The sequence below is a fragment of the Cellulomonas xylanilytica genome, from assembly GCF_007989805.1.
In the GTDB taxonomy this organism is placed as follows: domain Bacteria; phylum Actinomycetota; class Actinomycetes; order Actinomycetales; family Cellulomonadaceae; genus Cellulomonas; species Cellulomonas xylanilytica.
Window position 1 is genome coordinate 251,581 of record NZ_BJUB01000001.1, and the last position, 19,389, is coordinate 270,969.

Sequence of the window (19,389 nt, forward strand, 5' to 3'; positions counted from 1 at the left end):
CACGCGGATCCGGGCAGCTCCAGAGGGCACACGGGCGTGCTGCGGCGAGTTCGTCGGACCGGGCCCTGCGGGCGCGTCGCACGTCGCGTGCTATGCGTCCGGACGACCCGTCCGCGGTCCTGCCCCCGCCCGCCGGACGAGCCGTGCCAGAATCCCCAACGGACGCACGTCGACGACGAGTGAGGACCTTCCATGAGCACGGCGCAGCCCGAGAACGCAGGAGCCGCCACCCCCGGCCCGCGGATCCTTCTGTACAGCGACGACGTGGACGCCCGGGCGCAGGTGCGTCTCGCGGTCGGCCGTCGGCTCCGGCGCGGCGCCCCCGACATCGAGTGGGTCGAGGTGGCCACCGCCGCCGCCGTCATCGCCCAGGCCGAGTCGGGTGGCCTGGACCTCCTGATCCTCGACGGCGAGGCCGACAAGGTCGGCGGGCTCGGGCTCGCACGTCAGCTCAAGGACGAGATCTTCCGGTGCCCTCCGACCCTGGTCCTCACCGGGCGCCCGCAGGACGCCTGGCTCGCGTCCTGGTCCAACGCCGACGCGGTCGTGAGCCGCCCCCTCGACCCGGTCGAGCTGCACGCGGCCGTCGCGGCGATCGTCGAGTCCCCGGCCGTCACCCGATGACGGACGGCCCCACCGCACCGGCCCCGCCCACGTGGCCGGACCTGTTCGCGACGCTGGCGTCGCGTCAGGACCTCTCGATCGACCAGACGTCGTGGGCCATGTCCGAGATCATGAGCGGCGCCGCCTCGACGCCCAAGGTCGCCGCGTTCCTGCTCGGGCTCAAGACCAAGGGCGAGTCCGTCGACGAGCTCACGGCACTGGCCGACACGATGCTCGCGCACGCCGTCCGCATCGACGTCCCCGGCCGGACCCTGGACATCGTCGGTACCGGCGGCGACCGGTCCCACACCGTCAACATCTCGACGATGTCCGCCCTCGTCATCGCCGGCGCGGGCATCACGGTGGTCAAGCACGGCAACCGGGCCGCGTCGTCGTCCTCCGGCTCGGCGGACGTGCTCGAGGAGCTCGGCATCCGGCTCGACCACCCGCCCGAGCGCGTGGCCGCGCTCGCCACCGAGGTCGGGATCACCTTCTGCTTCGCGCAGGTGTTCCACCCCTCGTTCCGGCACACCGCCGCGGCGCGCACCGAGCTGGGCATCGGCACGGCCTTCAACTTCCTCGGGCCGCTGACCAACCCGGCGCAGCCGCGGTCCGCCGCGATCGGTGTCGCCGAGGCGCGGATGGCACCGCTCCTGGCCGGTGTGCTCGCCGGGCGCGGAGCCAGCGCGCTCGTGTTCCGCGGTGAGGACGGACTGGACGAGATCGCCCCGACCGGGCCGACCCGCATCTGGGAGGTCCGGGACGGCGGGGTGGCGGAGTCGGTCATCGACTGGCAGCGGGACCTCGGGGTCGCGCGGATCACGCTCGAGTCGCTGCGGGGGGCCAAGGCCGACTACAACGCCGACGTCGCGCGGCGCCTGCTGGACGGCGAGACCGGGCCCGTGCGCGAGACGGTCGTGCTCAACACCGCCGCGGCGCTCGTCGCGGACGGCACCCTGCCCGGCACCGTGGAGGGCACGCTCGTCGAGCGGCTCGCCGCCGGCAGCGAGCATGCGCGCGCTGCGCTGGACAGCGGGGCAGCGGCCGCGGCACTGGCGCGATGGCGGGAAGCGAGCGCCCGCTGACGGCGTCGGACTGTCCTTGCGCTCCGCTGCGGCCGAGTGACGCTCCGCGCCCCTCGGCCTGAGCTGCGCTCCAGGTCAGTCCTCCAGCCCGAGGGCGAACGCCTGCTCCAGGTCGTGCTGCGAGTACGTGCGGAACGCGATGTAGGTCTGGGTGCGCGCGACGCCCTCGATCTTGCTCACCTTGTCCGCGATGACGTCGGCGAGGTCGTCGTGCTCGCGCACGCGGACCATGGCGATCAGGTCGACCTCTCCGGTCACGGAGTAGACCTCGCTGACGCCGGGCAGGTCGGCGATCGCGGCAGCGACCTCCGGGATCCGCGCGGCGTCGCAGTCGATGAGCACGATGGCGGTCAGCATGCTCGTCATCATGCCGTGCGCGGTGGGCGGGCGCTGAGCGGGATGACCCGCGCGTCGTCCAGGTCGAGCGTCACCGGCCGTGCTTCCGCGATGTCGAGCTCGCGCTCCCCGGGGGCGCCGTCCGACGCCGGCACGAGCTGGACGACCCGGCCGTCCTCGTCGGTGGCGAGGCGCGGACGGACGACGGTGGCCACGGCCGCGGCGGGGTCGCCGAGCGCCTGGGCCGACCGCACCGGGTACGCCCACGGCACGTCGACGGCGACGAGCCGCACGCCAGGCTTCTCGAGCCACGCGAGGATCAGGTCCGTCTCCTCCGGGTGAGCCGCCGTCGCGGGTGCCACGGCGGGCTCGACCTGCTCGCCGGTGGACTGCAGGGTCGCGATGGTCGGGCGGGGGTCGGTGCGACGGTCGACGCGAGCGGTGCCGGCGAGGCGTCCGTACCGCACCAGCACGATCTCCCAGCCGCCGTCGTCGCAGCGGCGCGCGGCGACCAGCTCCGGGCACGCGGCGAGCGGCGCGAAGCGCTGGGCCCGGGCCGCACCCCGGAGGAACCCGCCGAGTCGGTCCCGGACGGTCGCGGCCTCCTCGAACCGCTCCTGCGCCGCGAGCCAGGCGATCCGGTCGGCGTGGGCCTCGACCACGGGCGCCGCGTCCGCGAGCATCGCGTGGCGGACACGGTCCACGACGGCGGAGTAGTCCGGCGCGCTCTGGTGGCCGGTGCAGGGGGCCCCGCACCGGCCGAGCTCGGCGAGCACGCACGCGGAGGAGCCCGCGAGAGCGACCAGGGGGAGCCGGCGGGTGCACTGGCGGATGGGAAAGCTCTCGTGGAGAGCTTCGACGGCCAGCTGCGCGGTGGACGCGGAGGGGAACGGGCCGATGTAGGTGGCTCCGTCCTCGTCCTTGACCTCGCGGACCACGGACAGGCGCGGGTACGGCTCCGAGGTGAGCCGGACCCACGGCATGCGCTCGGGGAACCGGGAGCGGCGGTTGTACCGCGGGGAGTGCGCGGCGATGAGCCGCAGCTCGCGGATCCGCGCCTCGAGAGGGGTGGCGCACGGGATCGGGTCGACCCGGTGCGCGACCCGGACCATCTCGATCATCCGGGTGCGCTTCTCGGCGGACGTGAAGTAGGACCGCACGCGCTGGCGCAGGGACGTGGTCGACGTGCCGACGTACAGCACCTCGTCGCCGGGCCCGCGGAACAGGTACACGCCGGGGCTGTCCGGCAGCCCGTCGGCCAGGGTGCGCTTGCGGCGGACGTCCTGCGGCACGGGGTCCGTCGCGGTGGCGAGGTCCTCCAGGTGCGTGACGCCGAGCGGGGCGAGCCGCGACAGGAGGGCGTGCAGCACGTCGACGGTCGCCCGCGCGTCCGACAGTGCCCGGTGGTTGGGCGTGACGGTGGCGTGGAACAGGCCGGCGAGGGTGGAGAGCTTGTGGTTCGGTGCCTCGTCCCGGGTGACGACGCGGCGGGCGAGCCGGACGGTGTCGACGACGTGGTTGCCCTGCCAGGCGTGGCCCGTCCGTGCCGCTGCGGCCTTGAGGAAGCCGATGTCGAACGGGGCGTTGTGCGCGACGAGCACGGCCCCGCGCGAGAACTCGAGGAAGCTGGGCAGCACCTGCTCGATGGGCGGGGCGCCGATGAGCATCGTGGTGGTGATCCCGGTGAGCACCTGGATGAACGGCGGGACCGGTCCGCCGGGGTCCACGAGCGTCTGGAACTCGCCGAGCACCTCACCGCCGCGCACCTTGACCGCCCCGATCTCGGTGATCGCGCAGTCCGCGGGGGTGCCGCCGGTGGTCTCCAGGTCCACGACGACGAACGTCACGTCGGACAGCGGCGTCCCCAGATCGTCCAGGCTGAGCTGGACCGGACGGCCGACCGGGTGGGGGACGGCGTCCGCCCGCACGGGGCGCAGGGGGCGGACGGTCGACATGACGGGGACGCTACCCACGCCCACCGACACGACCGGGATCTCCGCGCGGTGCGTCGCCCCCGCGCGGGGCAGCACCGCAGGTCGATAGTTTCGACCGATGGAGCTCGAGCTGCGTCACCTGCGTCTCATCGTCACGGTCGCCGAGCAGGGCTCGGTGACGCGCGCGGCGATCGCCCTCGGGCTCACGCAGCCGGCGCTGACGGCCCAGCTCAACCGGATCGACAAGACGTTCGGCGCCGCGGTGTTCACGCGCGACCAGCGCGGGGCGCGCCCGACGGCGCTGGGCGAGTTCGTCCTCGGCCGGGCCAAGGTGCTGCTCCCTGCGATGTCGGCGCTGGTCGAGGACGCGCACCGGTTCGTGGCCGGTGCCGACGTGCGGACGCGCTCGGTGCGGGTGGGCACCGCGAGCACCGCGCTCGGTGGCCTGTTCGTCAACCGGCTGATCTCCGAGCTCGAGGTCGAGGTGACGAGCGTGACCCTGCCCGACGTCGAGGGCGTCACGGACCAGCTGGCGTCGGGCGCTCTCGACGTCGCGCTCGTCGGCCTGTGCGGGAACGCCGAGCCGCCGGCCGCGGACGGGGTCCGGTGGTCGCGGGTCAGCACCGATCCCGTGTTCCTGCTGGTCCCCGACGAGCACCCGCTCGCGGGGCGGCCCGTGGTCACGCTGGCCGACCTCGCGGAGGCCGAGTGGTTCGGCGTGTCCGGAGCGGGCTGCTTCCAGCGCTGCTTCGTCACCGCGTGCGCCCGGGCGGGCTTCACGCCGGGCAAGGTGAGCGAGGCCGACCGGGCGGCGTGCGTCGACCTGGTGCGTGCCGGGCACGGGGTGGCGCTGGTGCAGCCCACCTTCCCGGACACCCCGGGCGTGTCCGTCGTGCCGCTCGCGGACGTCCCGTTGCAGTGGGCGCACCACGTGGGCTGGCACGACGAGAGCACGACGCTGCCCGTCGAGGGCGTCGTCGATGCCGCGGTGGGCGCGCACGCAGAGGCGGTCAGCCGGAGCAGCCCACGCTTCGTCGACTGGTTGGCCAAGGCATAACCGCGGTGCTATGCCCCGGGAGTGATCTGGTGCTCGACAGCTGTCATCCCTATCGTGACAACCGGCCTACCCGGCCGATGTGACGACGGAGGGACGACAGACATGACGCGACACACCTGGAGGGCGGTAGCCACGGCCTGTGCGGCCGGTGCGCTCGTCGTCGGGCCGCTGGCGGTCGGATCGACTGCCGCAGCACCCGACTCCGGATCGACCAGCCCGCACGACCTCGGCATCGAGCAGAAGGTCGACCCTGCGATCGCCGGTGCCCTCGAGCGGGACCTGGGCATCAGCCGAGGCGACGCAGCCACCCGGCTGACGTTCCAGGCGCGGGCGGCCGGGATCGAGGACGCCCTCGAGCGACGGCTCGGCGCCTCCTTCGCCGGCGCGTGGGTCGATCCCACCAAGAACGTGCTGTACGTCGGTGTCGCCGACGACGCTGCCGCGGCCGCGGTCCAGGCGGCGGGCGCCAAGGCGGTCGTGGTCGACGACACGCTGGCCGAGCTCCAGGGCTGGCAGGCGTCGCTCGACGCGGCGAGCCCCGACGCCCCCGACCAGGTGCCCAGCTGGTACGTGGACGTCGCCACCAACTCCGTCGTGGTGTCGGTGCGTGCCGGCGGTGAGGCGGCGGCGCAGGCCCTCGTCGAGCGCGCCGGCGTGCCGGCCGGGTCGGTGTCGTTCGAGGCCACGCAGGAGACCCCCCAGACGTACATCGACATCGTGGGCGGCAACGCGTACTACATCGGGAGCGGCTCACGCTGCTCCGTCGGGTTCGCCGTGACGGGCGGCTTCGTGACCGCCGGCCACTGCGGACGGTCCGGCGCGACGACGACGTCGCCGAGCGGCACGTTCGCCGGGTCCAGCTTTCCCGGCAACGACTACGCCTGGGTCCGCGCGGCCTCGGGCAACACGCCGGTCGGTGCGGTGAACCGCTACGACGGCAGCCGGGTGACCGTGGCCGGGTCCACCGACGCGGCCGTCGGTGCCGCGGTCTGCCGGTCGGGGTCGACGACCGGCTGGCGCTGCGGCACGATCCAGTCCCGCGGCGCGAGCGTCACGTACGCCCAGGGCACCGTCAGCGGGCTCATCCGCACCAACGTGTGCGCCGAGCCGGGTGACTCCGGGGGGTCGCTGATCGCGGGCACCCAGGCGCAGGGCGTGACGTCCGGCGGCTCCGGCAACTGCTCCTCGGGCGGCACGACGTACTTCCAGCCGGTGAACGAGATCCTCTCGGCCTACGGCCTCACGCTGACCACCGGAGGTGGTGGCACGACGCCGCCTCCGACGACCGCGTGCACCGGGTACGGGAGCACGTACCAGGGATCGGTGAGCTCCGGCGCGGCGGTCGCGCAGCCGTCCGGTGGGTCGGTGTCCGTGACACGCAGCGGCACCATCCGGCTCTGCCTGGCAGGCCCGTCGGGCAGCGACTTCGACCTCTACCTGCAGAAGCGGAGCGGGTCGACGTGGTCGACGGTCGCGCAGGCCACGACGTCGTCGCCCAACGAGTCGATCACGTACAACGGCACGTCCGGCACCTACCGGTACGTCGTGCTGGCGTACTCCGGCTCCGGCTCCTACGTCCTGGGTGCGACGACCCCCTGACGTCACGGTGACGGGCGCGGCCCGACGCTCACCCTCGCCGGGGTGGCCGTCGGGCCGCGTCATGCCGTGGGGCGACCTAGGGTGCAGGGCATGGGTGGTGCGGGCGGGACCGGCGACGACGCCGGTGAGGTGCCGGCCGCTCTGCGGGTCGCGCTGGTGCAGGTCGCCGCCGACGTGCTGGGCTCCGCCGAACCGGCCGAGGTGCCCCCGACGCTGCGCGCGGTGCACAGGTTCGCACCCCGACGCCGCGCCACGGCCGGCGCCGGACCGCTGTGGACGGCGCTGCAGGACGACGCGTTCCGGGCACGAGTCGCTCGGGCGTGGGCGCAGTCCCACCCGGAGCTCGCTGCAGCCGTCGCGGCGGACGCCACGGAACCGGCGACGCCGTCCCTGCCGGCGGCCGTCGGTGCGTGGCTCCTCGCGACCGGCACGTGGCGGGACCTGCTGCCGGCCGGTGACCCTCCCGATCCGACGGGCCCGGCGCAGGCGGAGGTGCAGGCACGGCTCGAACGCGCCCAGGGCGAGTCGGAACGCCTCCGGGCCGAGGCCGCCGCAGCCCGCGAGGAGGCACGGTCCGCCCAGGACCAGCTCGTCGCCCTGCAGCGCGAGCTGCGACGGCTCCGGTCCGACGCGGACCGCGCGCGCAGCGAGGGCCGCCGGGCCGCCGACGACGCCCGCGCGTCGCTCGACGCCGCCGAGCTCGCGCGGTCGCGCGCGCAGGAGGACCTGCGACAGGCGGTGGACGAGCGACGCGCCGCGAACGCGGAGCGCACCGCCGCCCGCGCCGAGCTGCGGGCTGCCCGCAAGCTCGCGGACGTCCGTGTCCGCCTCCTGCTCGACACCATCGTCGACGCGGCGAGCGGGCTGCGCTCCGAGCTGGCACTGCCGCCGGTCGCGGACCTGCCCGCCGACCTCGTCAGCCCGCCGACCGAGCGTCCGGCGGTGCGCCCCGGGTCGCGTGGACGCTCGGTGGACGACCCGGCGCTCCTCGACGAGCTGCTGCGCCAGCCGTGGGCGCACCTGCTGGTCGACGGCTACAACGTCTCCAAGTCGGGGTTCGGTGAGCTGTCCCTGGCCGATCAGCGGCGGCGGCTCGTCGACGGGCTGGCGGGGGTCGCTGCCCGCACCGGTGCCGAGGTGACGTGCTGCTTCGACGGCCAGGAGGGCCAGACGCAGGCGCCCGGTGGGCCCGGCGGGTACGCGCGCGGCGTCCGGGTGCTGTTCGCGGTGGGGGAGATCGCCGACGACCTCATCCGCCGGCTCGTCCAGGCGGAGCCGCCGGGACGGGTCCTCGTCGTGGTCACCAGCGACCGGGAGGTCGCCCGGGACGTCGAGGGCGCGGGCGCCTGGGTGGTCCCGTCGAGCACGCTGGTCGCCCGTCTGCAGCGCCTCTGACGTCGTTGTCGGTGCCTCTGGCTAGCGTGCGACGCATGATCATCGACTGCGACACCTGCCGGGCGCCCGCCACCGCGTGCGCGGACTGCGTCGTGACCTTCCTGACCATCCCGGTGCGCGCGTCTCCGCCGGCATCGTCGTACGCCACGACGGCCGGCAGGGACGCCGCCGCGACGACGACGGGAACGGCCGCAGGGGCGGTCGAGCTCGACGCCGCGGAGCAGCACGCCATCGGCGTGCTCGCGGCCTCGGGTCTCGTCCCGCCCCTGCGTCTGGTGCGCGCGGTGTGAGCCGTCAGTCCTGCGCGGGCCCCTCGTAGAGGGCGTCGACCTCGCCCGCGTAGTCCTTCAGCACCTCGTTGCGACGGATGCTGAGCTTGGGGGTCAGGTAGCCGTTCGCGATGGTGAGATCGGTGTCCAGGATCCGGTACTTGCGCACCGACTCCGCGCGGGACACCGCCTTGTTGGCCTTCTCGACGGCCTTGTCCAGCGACGCCAGCACGTCGGCGTCCTTGCTGGCCTCGGCGAGCGTCATCTCCGGCTTGCCGTGCGCGGCGAGCCACCCGGGCACGCCCTCGGGGTCGAGCGTGATGAGGGCACCGATGTACGGGCGCTGGTCACCGACGACCACCACCTGGCTGACCAGCGGGTGCGCCCGGATACGGTCCTCGAGCACCGCGGGCGCGACGTTCTTCCCGCCGGCCGTGACGATGATCTCTTTCTTGCGCCCGGTGATCCGCAGGTAGCCGTCGTCGTCGAGGGACCCGAGGTCACCCGTGCGGAACCATCCGTCGTGCATGGCCTCGGCGGTCGCCGCGTCGTTGTTGTGGTAGCCGCGGAACACCTGGACGCCCTGCAGCTCGATCTCGCCGTCCGCCGCGATCCGCACCCCGCTGCCCGGCAGGGGGAGCCCGACCGTGCCGATCTTGGTGCCGCGGCCGGGCCGGTTGACCGTCGCCGGCGCGGTGGTCTCGGTCAGGCCGTAGCCCTCGAGCACGTTCAGGCCGAGGCCGCGGTAGAAGTGACCCAGACGCTCACCGAGCGGCGCGCCGCCCGAGACGGCCCAGCGCGCCTGACCGCCGAGCGCGTTGCGGAGCTTGTGCAGGACGAGCGCGTCGGCCACCTTGTGCTGCAGGCGGAGCCAGGGGCTGGGTCCGCGCGGGTTGTCGAGGGCACGCGAGTAGACGATCGAGGTCTTGGCGGCGCGCTGGAAGATCGAGCCCTTGCCGGCGGCGGCCGCCTTCTGCTCGGCGGAGTTGTAGACCTTCTCGAAGACGCGGGGGACCGCGAGGATGAACGTCGGCCGGAAGGTGCCGAGGTCCTCCAGCAGCGTGACGGTGCTGGGGCTGTGCCCGAGGACCGCACCGGCGGGGATGCACAGCACCTCGATGAACCGCGCGAAGACGTGCGCGAGCGGCATGAAGAGCAGCGTGCGTGCGCCGGGCTCGCTGAAGACCTCGTGCAGGTCCGCGACGGCGTTGACGGTCAGCTCGTAGAAGTTGCCGTGCGAGAGCTCGACGCCCTTGGGCCGGCCCGTGGTGCCCGACGTGTAGATGATCGTCGCGACGTCCGTCAGCGACGCCAGGCCCCGGCGACGTGCGATCTCGTCGTCGCCCACCGCGGCACCCGCCGTGACGAGCGCGTCGATCGCTGCGTCGTCGATGGTGAGGACCTCGCGCAGGTGGGGCGTGTCCGCGCGGACCTCGTCGACGACGGCCGCGTGCGCGGCGGACTCGACGACGAGGAGCGAGACGTCCGCGTCGGTGAGGATCCACAGGACCTGCTCGGCCGACGACGTCTCGTAGAGCGGGACCGGGACGGCGCCGGCGGCCCAGACGGCCCAGTCGAGGAGCGACCACTCGTAGCGGGTGCGCGACATGATGCCGACCCGGTCACCCGGCTGCACGCCACGGGCGACGAGGCCCTTGGCGACGGCGACGACCTCGGCGTCGAACTCCCGCGCGGTCAGCGGGATCCAGGGACCGTCCTGCTGCGTCTTGTGCTCGACGAGGACCCCGTCGGGCGTGGTGGCGACGCGCTCGGCGAACAGGTCGTTGAGATTCTTCGAGGGGTCGACCTCGACGCGCAACGGGAGGTGGAACTCGTCCATGCTGGCTCCAGTGACAGAGGGGCGAAGTGTGCCCTGAGGATACGGGACGTGCAGTCCGGCGCAGCGAGCACCCGAATGGGTACGCTCTGCGGCGGACAGATGGCGGTGTCGTCGGACGTGTGAGCCCGGGGCCGCACGGACGGATAGCGTGGGAGCCCGCACCGGACGGTAGCGAGCACGGGGACGAGCACGTAGGAGCACACACGAACATGCACGCCATCGGTGTGGACATCGGCGGGACCAAGATCGCTGCCGGCGTCGTCGACGAGGACGGCACGATCCTTGCCAAGACGCGCCGCGACACGTCGCCCGACGACGTGGCGGGCATCGACAAGGCGATCGCCGAGGTCTACCTGGAGCTGAGCGGGTCGTACGAGATCGGCGCCGTCGGTGTGGCGGCGGCCGGCTTCGTGTCCGCCGATCGTTCCTCCGTGCTCTTCGCGCCGAACATCGCGTGGCGGGACTACCCGCTGCGCCAGAAGGTCCAGGCGATCCTGGGCGACGAGGACGTCGTGATCGTCGTCGAGAACGACGCCAACGCGGCCGGCTGGGCCGAGTTCCGGTTCGGTGCCGCGCGCGACGTCGACGACATGCTCATGCTCACGGTGGGCACGGGTCTGGGCGGTGCGATCGTCTCCAACGGCAAGCTCGTCCGCGGCGCGTGGGGCGTGGCCGCCGAGATCGGGCACATGCGCGTCGTCCCCGGCGGGCACTACTGCGGCTGCGGCCACGAGGGCTGCTGGGAGCAGTACGCGTCGGGCAGCGCCCTGGTCCGGGACGCACAGGCCACCGTCATCATCCAGCCCGAGCGTGCCGCGCGGCTGCTCGAGCTCGCGGGCGGCGACGCCGACAAGCTGACCGGTCCGCAGGTCACCAGGGCGGCGCAGGAGGGTGACCCGCTGGCCGTCGAGCTGCTCACCGAGCTCGGCCGGTGGGTCGGCGAGGGCGCGGCGTCCGTGACCGCCCTGCTCGACCCCGCGCTCATCGTCGTCGGCGGTGGCGTCGCGGACGCCGGGGACCTGCTTCTCGCCCCAGCGCGCAAGGCCTTCGGCGAACAGCTCTCGGCCCGAGGCCACCGTCCTGAGGCCTCGATCGTCGTCGCGGCGATGGGCAACGACGCCGGGCTGGTCGGTGCGGCCGACCTCGCCCGCGACTGACGGCGGGGTGCCGATCACTGCGCTCACCCGCGCCCGTCAGACCACCGCGCCGGTGTCGTCGTCGTCGGGGTCCCGCCGGTGCGGCATCCGCCAGAGCAGCACGCCCACCCCGACGACGAACAGCGCCGCAGCGGCCTGCACGAGCGCCGTCGGGGCGTCGCGCCAGACCACGAGCACGACCAGCAGGAATATCGGCACCCCCGCGGCGGCGCACCACGCCATCGTGAGCAGCGGGTCGCCGCCCAGGACGGGGCCCGGGTCGGGAGGCACGAAGTGCTCCTCCTCGTCGATGCTCGCCTCGGCGTCGTCGATCTGCGAGGTGCCGTCCCAGTCGCGTCCGCTCAGCTCCGGCGTCGCGTCCGCGGCGGGACGGATGACCCGACGGTCCGCGACCCACGGCGCGACGGGGAAGGACAGGCCCGAGGTCGGCTCCGTGCTCGCCGCCGTCGGCGGGACGCTCTCGGGCTCCGGGGACTGCTCGGTGCTGCCGTACCCGTCGAGCTCGCCCAGCTCGGCGACGATCGCGGCCCAGACCTCGTCGTCGGTCGGCTCCGGGGGTGCGGCATGATCGGGCAGCTCGCCGGAGGCGTCCGACGAGGGCGGCGGGTCGTCCGCGCCCGTCGGCTGGACGCCGTCGTCGGAGTCGTCAGGGCGAGGTGCCATAGGAGCACTCTAGAGTCGGACCGAGCAGTCGGGGTGGTTCGCGCTCGTCCCCGGTTGCTGCAGGAGGTCGTCGGGAGCGAGCGCCAGGCTCGGGTGGACGGACAGTCCGTGTGTCGGGTCGAGAGGTGAGCCGTTGTTCTACTGGTTGATGAAGCGGGTGTTCGTGGGCCCGCTGCTGCACCTGGTCTACCGACCGTGGGTGCGTGGCGCCGAGAACGTGCCGGAGGAGGGTGCTGCCATCCTGGCGAGCAACCACCTCGCGGTGATCGACTCGTTCTTCCTGCCCCTGGTCCTCGACCGTGAGCTCGTGTTCATCGGCAAGCAGGAGTACTTCACCGGCGCCGGGATCAAGGGCCGGCTGACCGCGGGGTTCATGCGCGGCGTCGGGACGATCCCCGTGGACCGTGGGGGCGGCAAGGCCAGCGAGGCCGCGTTGCGGACGGGTCTGCGCCGTCTGGCGGACGGGGACCTCTTCGGCATCTACCCGGAGGGCACGCGCAGCCCCGACGGCCGGCTGTACCGCGGCAAGACGGGCATCGCGCGTCTGGCGCTGGAGTCCGGCGCTCCCGTGATCCCGGTCGCGATGGTCGGCACGGACGAGGCGCAGCCCCCCGGCCGACGGATCCCCAAGGTCATGCGCATCGGCGTCGTGATCGGCGAGCCGCTCGACTTCAGCCGCTACAAGGGCATGGAGAACGACAGGTTCATCCTTCGGTCCGTCACCGACGAGATCATGTACGCGGTGATGAGCCTGTCGGGCCAGGAGTACGTCGACGTCTACGCGGCGACGCAGAAGGCCCGGATCGCGACCGGTCACCCGGCGGTCGCCGGCGACCCGGCCGACCACCTGCCGGCCGCTCCGGGCGGGCGTCCGGTGCCGGACGTCCAGGTTCCGGTACCGCCGCAGGACGAACCCGGGACGTCAGTAGGATGACGCGGTCGGCCTGAGCGCCGGCACGCTGGGCGCGCCGCCGATGCGGGAGCGCCGAAGGTTGTCTACGAGAGGTGTGTCTCATGTCGGTTCGTCGCGTCGCCCTCCTGACCGCAGGTGGCTTCGCCCCGTGCCTGTCGTCCGCCGTCGGCGGGCTCATCGAGCGGTACACGGAGATCGCTCCCGACATCGAGATCATCGCGTACCAGCACGGGTACTACGGCCTGCTGCGCGGCGACAAGGTCGTCGTCGACGACGAGACGCGCGCCAAGGCCGGCATCCTGCACAAGTTCGGCGGCTCGCCGATCGGCAACTCACGCGTCAAGCTCACCAACGCGAAGGACTGCGTGAAGCGCGGCCTGGTCCAGGAGGGCCAGGACCCGCTGCAGGTGGCGGCCGAGCAGCTGAAGGCCGACGGCGTCGACGTGCTGCACACCATCGGTGGCGACGACACGAACACGACGGCCGCGGACCTCGCCGCCTACCTGCACGAGAACGGCTACGACCTCACCGTCGTCGGCCTGCCCAAGACGATCGACAACGACGTGGTGCCGATCAGGCAGTCGCTGGGTGCCTGGACCGCCGCCGAGGAGGCCGCGGGCTTCGCGGCGAACATCATCGGTGAGCACCGCTCCGGGCCGCGCATGCTCATCGTGCACGAGGTCATGGGCCGGCACTGCGGGTGGCTGACCGCCGCCGCCGCGGTCGAGTACCGCAAGTGGCTCGACGCCCAGGAGTGGGTGCCCGGCATCGGTCTGACGCGCGAGCGCTGGGACATCCACGCCGTCTTCGTGCCCGAGCTCGCGCTCGACATCGACGCCGAGGCCGAGCGCCTCAAGGCGGTCATGGACGAGCAGGGCAACGTCAACATCTTCCTGTCCGAGGGCGCGGGCATGCACGAGATCGTCGAGCAGCTCGAGGCCGCCGGCACGCCTGTGGAGCGGGACCCGTTCGGGCACGTGAAGCTGGACACCGTGAACCCGGGGCAGTGGTTCGCCAAGCAGTTCGGCGAGAAGCTGGGCGCCGAGAAGACGATGGTGCAGAAGTCCGGGTACTACTCGCGCGCCGCGGCCGCGAACGCCGAGGACCTGCGGCTCATCAAGTCGATGACCGACCTGGCCGTCGAGTCGGCGCTGCGCGGGGAGTCCGGTGTGATCGGCCACGACGAGGAGCAGGGCGACGTGCTGCGTGCCATCGAGTTCCCCCGCATCGCAGGCGGCAAGGCGTTCGACGTCTCGCAGCCGTGGTTCGGTGCGCTGCTCGAGGACATCGGCCAGCCGCTGGTCCCTGCGAGCCACTCATGAGCGTCGAGCCGGACCCGCAGGTCGTCGCCGGGCTGGACGCCTGGCGGTCGATGGGGGCGCTCCAGCAGCCGCAGTGGCCGGACGCGACCGCTCTCGACGCCGTGACGTCCCGCCTGTCCACGCTGCCTCCGCTCGTCTTCGCTGGCGAGGCCGACCACCTGCGGGCGCAGCTCGCGGCAGCCGGTCGCGGCGAGGCGTTCCTGCTCCAGGGCGGGGACTGCGCGGAGACGTTCGGCACCGCGACCGCGGACAACATCCGCAACAAGATCAAGACGATCCTGCAGATGGCCGTCGTGCTGACCTACGGCGCGAGCCTGCCCGTCATCAAGATGGGCCGGATGGCCGGGCAGTACGCCAAGCCGCGCAGCTCCGACACCGAGACCCGCGACGGGGTGACGTTGCCGGCGTTCCGCGGTGACATCATCAACGACTACGAGTTCACGCCCGAGGCCCGTACGCCCGACCCGCAGCGGCTGCTCGAGGCGTACCACACGTCCGCCTCGACGCTGAACCTGATCCGGGCGTTCACCACGGGCGGCTTCGCGTCGCTGCTGCGCGTGCACGAGTGGAACCGCGGCTTCATGGCCAACCCGTCGTACTCCCGGTACGAGGAGATCGCGGCGGAGATCGACCGCGCCATCCGCTTCATGGCGGCGTGCGGTGCCGACTTCGACGCGCTGCGGTCCGTCGACTTCTTCTCCAGCCACGAGGGTCTGCTGCTCGACTACGAGCGCCCGCTGACCCGCATCGACTCGCGCACCGGGCTGCCGTACGACTGCTCGGCGCACTTCGTGTGGATCGGGGAGCGCACCCGTCAGCTCGACGGCGCGCACGTCGACTACTTCTCGCGCGTGCAGAACCCGCTGGGCATCAAGCTCGGCCCGACGACGTCCGGCGACGACGCGCTCGCGCTCATCGACAAGCTGAACCCGCAGGGCGAGGCCGGCCGCATCACGTTCATCACGCGGATGGGCGCCGGCAAGGTCCGTGACCTGCTGCCGGCGCTCGTCGAGAAGGTGACGGCCGACGGCCGGCCGGTCACCTGGGTGTGCGACCCGATGCACGGCAACGGGATCACGTCCGCGTCCGGCTACAAGACCCGCCGCTTCTCCGACGTGATGGACGAGGTCGCCGGCTTCTTCGAGGTGCACCGCGGCCTCGGCACCGTGCCCGGCGGGCTGCACATCGAGCTCACCGGTGACGACGTCACCGAGGTGCTGGGTGGCTCCGAGGAGATCGACGACGAGGGTCTGGCACGCCGGTACGAGACGCTCGTCGACCCTCGGCTGAACCACCAGCAGTCGCTGGAGATGGCCTTCCAGGTGGTCGAGCTGCTCCGCGCCTCCTGAGCACCTGACGACGCTGCCGTCCTGATCCGCTGACGCGGGCAGGGCGGCAGCGCTGTCGGGGCAGCGGTCAGACGACCGTGAGGATGATCTCCGAGCCGACCTTCACCGGCTGCCCCGCCGGTGCGCTCTGCTCCCGGACGGTGCCGAAGAAGCCGCCGAGCACGTTCTCACGCTTCACGACGAGGCCGAGCTTCTCCAGCTGGGTCTTGGCGGCGTCGAACTGCTTGCTGACCACGTTGGGCATCTCGACGTTCTCGGGGCCCTTGGAGACGTTGACCGCGATCGTGTCCCCGCGGTGGCCCTCGGCACCGGCGACCGGGCTCTGCTCGACGATCAGGCCGGCGGCGACGGTGTCGCTGAAGACCTCGGTCGGCGCGAGCGTGAGGTTGTCCGGCTCGAGCTGACCGGTGGCGTCCGCGACGGTCATCCCGACGACGGACGTGATGGTGACCGGCTCCGGGCCCTTGGACACCGTGAGCCGGACCTCGGTGCCCCGGATCGTCTGCGCACCGTCCTCGACGGCGCTCCCGTCCGGGAGCGTCGCGCTGATGACCGCGGTGTCCGGGACCGTGTCGCTGTACTCGGGGTCGGCGTAGGTGGCCGTGAGGCCCGCTGCGACGAGCGCCGCCTCGGCGTCGGTCTGCGACGCGCCCACGATCCCGCCGGGGAACGCCACGTAGTCGGGCCCCTTCGAGATCGTGAACGCGACGGTCCCGTCCTTGCGGATGCGCTCGCCCTGGCCGGGGTCCGTCGCGAAGACCTCGCCCGCCGGCGCCTCGCCGTCGAACGCGGAGGACGGCTCGGCAGCGAGGCCCGCCCTGTCGAGGATCGCGGTCGCCTCGGCCTCGTCCTGCCCGATGATCGTCGGGACCGTCGTGTAGGCGCCAGGCCCGACCTGGAGGAACCACCAGATGCCGCCGGCGACGACCGCGGCGAGGGCGACGAGCAGGACGGCCCAGCGGGCGCGGTGGCGGTTCGGCGGCGGCTCGGCCGGGGGAGACGTGAGCACCTCGACGCCGACACCGAGCCCGATCGGCAGGGCGACCGTCGTGCCGCGGGCGTCCCCGGTCTCGATGAGGGTGGTCTCGGCGGCGTCGACCGTCGCGGTCTCCTCGACGGGCTCGTCGGTCTCGTCGACGTCCGGCTGGTCACCGTCCGCGTCGAGGTCGGTCTCGTCCGGGTCGGTCGCCGTCGGCAGCACGATGGAGGGAGCGACGTCGGCGTGGCGTGCCAGGGTCTCGTCGTCGAGGGCGGCGCGGGTGCGTCGCAGCAGCGCGAGGGCGGCCGCGGCGTCGATCGGCCGGTCGTCGGGATCGCGCGCGGCGAGCGCACGCACGGTGTCGTCGATCTCGATGGGCAGCCAGCTGACCAGCTCCGACGGAGCCGGGACGTCGTTGTTGACGTGCTGGAACGCCACCTGGATCGGCGTCTCGCCCGTGAACGGCTGGCGCCCCGTGAGCATCTCGTACAGCAGGATCCCGCAGGCGTAGACGTCGGTGCGGGCGTCGCTGACGCCACGGACGACCAGCTCGGGGGCGAGGTAGGCGACGGTGCCGAGGACGGTTCCCGTCGTGGTGGACGTGACCTCGGTGACCGCACGGGCCAGCCCGAAGTCCGCCAGCTTCACGCGACCGTCCGACGCGAGCAGCACGTTCTCCGGCTTGATGTCCCGGTGCACCAGGCCGACCCGGTGCGCGGCGGCCAGCGCGTCCAGCACGCGCTCCCCGATGCGCAGCGCGTCGTCGACGGTCAGCGCCCCGCGCTCGCCGATGTGCCGGCGCAGGTTGCAGCCGTCGATGTACTCCATGGTCAGGTAGCTGGTCTCGCCGTCGACACCCTGGTCGTACACGGCGACGAGGCCGGGGTGCGTGAGGCGGGCGGCGGTCCTGGCCTCGCGCCGGAACCGCGCGACGAAGTCGGATCCGGACGTGCCCTCGGCCAGGTGGGCGTGCATCACCTTCAGGGCGACGTCCCGGTCCAGGCGCCGGTCGACGGCGAGGTAGACGGTGGCCATGCCGCCACGGGCGATGCGGGACACGACCTCGTACCGGCTGTCGACCAGGCGGCCGACGAACGGATCGGTGATAGTGGCTCCCACGCCACGGAGTCTACGGTCGCGGGTGCCGCGGACGCGGCAGGCAGGGCCTCAGGCGAAGCGCGTCATGTGCGTCTGGACGTTGGCGACGTAGCGCCGGGTGTCCGCGAACATCCCGTTCCTCTTCACGGACGAGGCGCCCTGGTAGTACCCCGCGATGGCCGTGGGCAGGTCCGGGGCGTTGCCGACGAGGGCGCGCAGGATGGCGACGCCCGCGGTGACGTTGTCGTCCGGGTCGACGAGGTTGAGCGGACGGCCCACGAGCTCGGACGCCCACTGCCCGGACGTCGGGATGACCTGCATGGTGCCGATCGCGTTGGCGGGGGAGACGACGGCGTGGTTGAACCCGGACTCCTGGAAGGCGACCGCCTGGGCGAGGGAGGGGTCGACGCCCATCGCGCGCGCCGTGGCGACGATCTTGGCCTGCATCTGCGCCTTGGTCGGCGTCGGCGCGCTGCGCAGCGCGGCGAGGTTCGCGTTGGCAGCGGCCACGACCGAGTCGGCGTAGGTGCGTCCGGCGAACGTGTTGCCCACCGTGGCGGTCGGCGCTGCCGCGGCCGCAGCGACGGGGACGGTCAGCGTCTGGCCGATCCGGATGAACGCGCGCGAGTCCAGCCCGTTGGCGGCCACCACGGCGGCGACGGTGGCGCCGTGCTGGGCGGCGATGCCCGTGACGGTCTCCCCTGAGCGCACCGTGTGCGAGACGGAGCCGGACGCGGGTGCGGCGGCTGCCGGGGCGGGGGCGGCTGTCGTCGCGGCGGCACCCGGGATGGTGAGCGACTGCCCGATGCGGATGAACGCGCGGGAGTCGAGCCCGTTGGCGGCGACCACCGCGGCCACCGTCGTGCCGTGCTTCGCGGCGATGCGGCTGACGGTGTCACCGGGGACGACCGTGTACGCGGCAGGTGCGGGCGCCGCGGCCGGCGCGGGAGCTGCCGCGGTCGACGCGCTCGGGATGGTCAGCACCTGACCGATGCGGATCCGGGACGCGTCCGCCAGGGCGTTGGCGCGGGCGATCGCCGTCACCGTGGTCCCGGTGCGCGTGGCGATGTGGCTGACGGTGTCACCGGTGCGGACCGTGTACGAGTCGTCGGCCTGGGCCGTGCCTGCGGTCGCGGTCACACCGACGACGGCCAGGGCGAGCGTGGCCCCGGTCCCGGTGGCGAGGCGGCGGGCGGTGGCGTGGTGCTGCGACATGGTGCCTACCTCGTGGTGCGAAAGTGAACGGATGGTGCCCGTGTGACTGGAGTGACAGAATGCGAACGTATCCGAATATGGAAGACGGGGAAAGCGCGCGGGGGAATTGCGCAGGTGTAATTCATCGATGCGTACTCTTGTCGGGTGAACGATTCCGCACAGACCCTCGACCGCCTGGTCGACGAGTGGCTCACCGTCCCTGACGTCGCCGACCGGCTCGGCCTCGACGCCTCGAAGGTGCGTCGGCTGGTGCAGGAGCGCCGCATCATCGGCGTCCGCCGCGGCGACCCGCGCATCTTCATGGTCCCGGCCGCGTTCCTCGTGCCGGGCCACCTCGCCAACCCGGCTCAGCCCACCACGCCCACCGCGGACGAGCCGTGGACCGTCCTGGCCTCGCTGCAGGGCACGCTGACGGTCCTGTCCGACGCGGGATTCTCGGACGAGGCGGCGATCGAGTGGCTCTTCACGCCGGACGACTCCCTGCCCGGCACACCGATCGAGGCACTGCGCACGGGCCGCAAGACCGAGATCCGGCGGCGGGCGGCAGCCGAGCTCTGAGGCGGGCGTCGACCGGG

General features: G+C 73.0%; 17 protein-coding genes. 11 read left to right on the forward strand and 6 right to left on the reverse strand.

Going from position 1 to position 19,389, the window contains the following annotated elements; translation table 11 throughout:
- Positions 1–192: 192 nt before the first annotated feature.
- Together CXY01_RS01125 and trpD are read left to right on the forward strand one after the other, a co-directional pair.
- Positions 193–624 (forward strand): response regulator transcription factor, encoded by a 432-nt coding sequence (locus CXY01_RS01125; protein ID WP_146925220.1) that lies wholly within the window; start codon positions 193–195, stop codon positions 622–624.
- A complete protein-coding gene (gene trpD / locus CXY01_RS01130; RefSeq protein ID WP_146925221.1) occupies positions 621–1,688 on the forward strand; it encodes an anthranilate phosphoribosyltransferase in 1,068 nt (355 codons plus the stop codon). Before CXY01_RS01125 ends, trpD begins: the two co-directional genes overlap by 4 nt.
- A gap of 75 nt (positions 1,689–1,763) precedes the next feature.
- On the opposite strand, the gene CXY01_RS01135 is transcribed toward trpD, so the two are convergent.
- Together CXY01_RS01135 and CXY01_RS01140 are read right to left on the reverse strand one after the other, a co-directional pair.
- Complete coding sequence (locus tag CXY01_RS01135; RefSeq protein WP_146925222.1) at positions 1,764–2,045, reverse strand: Lrp/AsnC family transcriptional regulator; 282 nt, start codon at positions 2,043–2,045, stop codon at positions 1,764–1,766.
- A gap of 8 nt (positions 2,046–2,053) precedes the next feature.
- Entirely contained in the window at positions 2,054–3,979 is a 1,926-nt protein-coding gene (locus tag CXY01_RS01140) for a DEDD exonuclease domain-containing protein (protein WP_146925223.1), read from the reverse strand.
- Between the two features lie 97 nt (positions 3,980–4,076).
- Here CXY01_RS01140 and CXY01_RS01145 point away from each other — a divergent pair, with 97 nt between their 5' ends.
- From CXY01_RS01145 to CXY01_RS01160, 4 genes are all read left to right on the forward strand, one after another.
- Positions 4,077–5,015 (forward strand): LysR family transcriptional regulator, encoded by a 939-nt coding sequence (locus CXY01_RS01145; RefSeq protein ID WP_146925224.1) that lies wholly within the window; start codon positions 4,077–4,079, stop codon positions 5,013–5,015.
- Positions 5,016–5,117: 102 nt separating this feature from the next.
- Positions 5,118–6,614 carry a S1 family peptidase gene (locus tag CXY01_RS01150; protein ID WP_146925225.1) on the forward strand — a complete coding sequence of 499 codons (1,497 nt, stop codon included), beginning with the start codon at positions 5,118–5,120 and terminating at the stop codon, positions 6,612–6,614.
- A 90-nt stretch (positions 6,615–6,704) separates the two neighbouring features.
- The gene (locus CXY01_RS01155) at positions 6,705–8,009 is read left to right on the forward strand and encodes an NYN domain-containing protein (protein ID WP_146925226.1); all 1,305 of its coding nucleotides are present in this window, start codon (positions 6,705–6,707) and stop codon (positions 8,007–8,009) included.
- 35 nt (positions 8,010–8,044) lie between these two features.
- Complete coding sequence (locus CXY01_RS01160; RefSeq protein WP_146925227.1) at positions 8,045–8,299, forward strand: hypothetical protein; 255 nt, start codon at positions 8,045–8,047, stop codon at positions 8,297–8,299.
- A gap of 4 nt (positions 8,300–8,303) precedes the next feature.
- On the opposite strand, the gene CXY01_RS01165 is transcribed toward CXY01_RS01160, so the two are convergent.
- Positions 8,304–10,118: an AMP-dependent synthetase/ligase gene (locus tag CXY01_RS01165; RefSeq protein WP_146925228.1), complete on the reverse strand. Its 1,815-nt coding sequence runs from the start codon at positions 10,116–10,118 to the stop codon at positions 8,304–8,306.
- Positions 10,119–10,327: 209 nt separating this feature from the next.
- Between CXY01_RS01165 and CXY01_RS01170 the strand changes: the two genes are divergently transcribed.
- Entirely contained in the window at positions 10,328–11,275 is a 948-nt protein-coding gene (locus CXY01_RS01170) for an ROK family glucokinase (protein WP_146925229.1), read from the forward strand.
- Positions 11,276–11,311: 36 nt separating this feature from the next.
- Here the strand turns inward: CXY01_RS01170 and CXY01_RS01175 are convergent, their stop codons facing one another.
- On the reverse strand, positions 11,312–11,938 hold the full coding sequence (locus CXY01_RS01175) for a hypothetical protein (RefSeq protein WP_146925230.1): 627 nt from the start codon (positions 11,936–11,938) through the stop codon (positions 11,312–11,314).
- A 133-nt stretch (positions 11,939–12,071) separates the two neighbouring features.
- Between CXY01_RS01175 and CXY01_RS01180 the strand changes: the two genes are divergently transcribed.
- From CXY01_RS01180 to CXY01_RS01190, 3 genes are all read left to right on the forward strand, one after another.
- Positions 12,072–12,872, forward strand: coding sequence for a lysophospholipid acyltransferase family protein (locus CXY01_RS01180; protein ID WP_246124908.1), 801 nt, complete (start codon positions 12,072–12,074; stop codon positions 12,870–12,872).
- Positions 12,873–12,952: 80 nt separating this feature from the next.
- A complete protein-coding gene (locus CXY01_RS01185) occupies positions 12,953–14,173 on the forward strand; it encodes a pyrophosphate--fructose-6-phosphate 1-phosphotransferase (RefSeq protein ID WP_146925231.1) in 1,221 nt (406 codons plus the stop codon).
- On the forward strand, positions 14,170–15,522 hold the full coding sequence (locus CXY01_RS01190) for a class II 3-deoxy-7-phosphoheptulonate synthase (protein ID WP_146925232.1): 1,353 nt from the start codon (positions 14,170–14,172) through the stop codon (positions 15,520–15,522). Before CXY01_RS01185 ends, CXY01_RS01190 begins: the two co-directional genes overlap by 4 nt.
- Before the next feature lie 67 nt (positions 15,523–15,589).
- Here the strand turns inward: CXY01_RS01190 and pknB are convergent, their stop codons facing one another.
- Positions 15,590–17,620, reverse strand: a complete 2,031-nt coding sequence (gene pknB, locus CXY01_RS01195) for a Stk1 family PASTA domain-containing Ser/Thr kinase (RefSeq protein ID WP_146925233.1) — start codon at positions 17,618–17,620, stop codon at positions 15,590–15,592.
- 48 nt (positions 17,621–17,668) lie between these two features.
- Positions 17,669–18,814 carry a LysM peptidoglycan-binding domain-containing protein gene (locus tag CXY01_RS01200; protein WP_146925234.1) on the reverse strand — a complete coding sequence of 382 codons (1,146 nt, stop codon included), beginning with the start codon at positions 18,812–18,814 and terminating at the stop codon, positions 17,669–17,671.
- 144 nt (positions 18,815–18,958) lie between these two features.
- On the opposite strand from CXY01_RS01200, the gene CXY01_RS01205 reads away from it, so the two are divergent.
- A complete protein-coding gene (locus CXY01_RS01205; RefSeq protein ID WP_146925235.1) occupies positions 18,959–19,372 on the forward strand; it encodes an Rv2175c family DNA-binding protein in 414 nt (137 codons plus the stop codon).
- Positions 19,373–19,389: the final 17 nt, after the last annotated feature.

Excerpts from the sequence above, each read along its gene's own strand:
- CXY01_RS01125 (WP_146925220.1), top strand. The coding sequence starts at position 193 with ATGAGCACGGCGCAGCCCGAGAACGCAGGAGCCGCCACCCCCGGCCCG.
- trpD (WP_146925221.1), top strand. The coding sequence starts at position 621 with ATGACGGACGGCCCCACCGCACCGGCCCCGCCCACGTGGCCGGACCTG.
- CXY01_RS01135 (WP_146925222.1), bottom strand. The coding sequence starts at position 2,045 with ATGCTGACCGCCATCGTGCTCATCGACTGCGACGCCGCGCGGATCCCG.
- CXY01_RS01140 (WP_146925223.1), bottom strand. The coding sequence starts at position 3,979 with ATGTCGACCGTCCGCCCCCTGCGCCCCGTGCGGGCGGACGCCGTCCCC.
- CXY01_RS01145 (WP_146925224.1), top strand. The coding sequence starts at position 4,077 with ATGGAGCTCGAGCTGCGTCACCTGCGTCTCATCGTCACGGTCGCCGAG.
- CXY01_RS01150 (WP_146925225.1), top strand. The coding sequence starts at position 5,118 with ATGACGCGACACACCTGGAGGGCGGTAGCCACGGCCTGTGCGGCCGGT.
- CXY01_RS01155 (WP_146925226.1), top strand. The coding sequence starts at position 6,705 with ATGGGTGGTGCGGGCGGGACCGGCGACGACGCCGGTGAGGTGCCGGCC.
- CXY01_RS01160 (WP_146925227.1), top strand. The coding sequence starts at position 8,045 with ATGATCATCGACTGCGACACCTGCCGGGCGCCCGCCACCGCGTGCGCG.
- CXY01_RS01165 (WP_146925228.1), bottom strand. The coding sequence starts at position 10,118 with ATGGACGAGTTCCACCTCCCGTTGCGCGTCGAGGTCGACCCCTCGAAG.
- CXY01_RS01170 (WP_146925229.1), top strand. The coding sequence starts at position 10,328 with ATGCACGCCATCGGTGTGGACATCGGCGGGACCAAGATCGCTGCCGGC.
- CXY01_RS01175 (WP_146925230.1), bottom strand. The coding sequence starts at position 11,938 with ATGGCACCTCGCCCTGACGACTCCGACGACGGCGTCCAGCCGACGGGC.
- CXY01_RS01185 (WP_146925231.1), top strand. The coding sequence starts at position 12,953 with ATGTCGGTTCGTCGCGTCGCCCTCCTGACCGCAGGTGGCTTCGCCCCG.
- CXY01_RS01190 (WP_146925232.1), top strand. The coding sequence starts at position 14,170 with ATGAGCGTCGAGCCGGACCCGCAGGTCGTCGCCGGGCTGGACGCCTGG.
- CXY01_RS01200 (WP_146925234.1), bottom strand. The coding sequence starts at position 18,814 with ATGTCGCAGCACCACGCCACCGCCCGCCGCCTCGCCACCGGGACCGGG.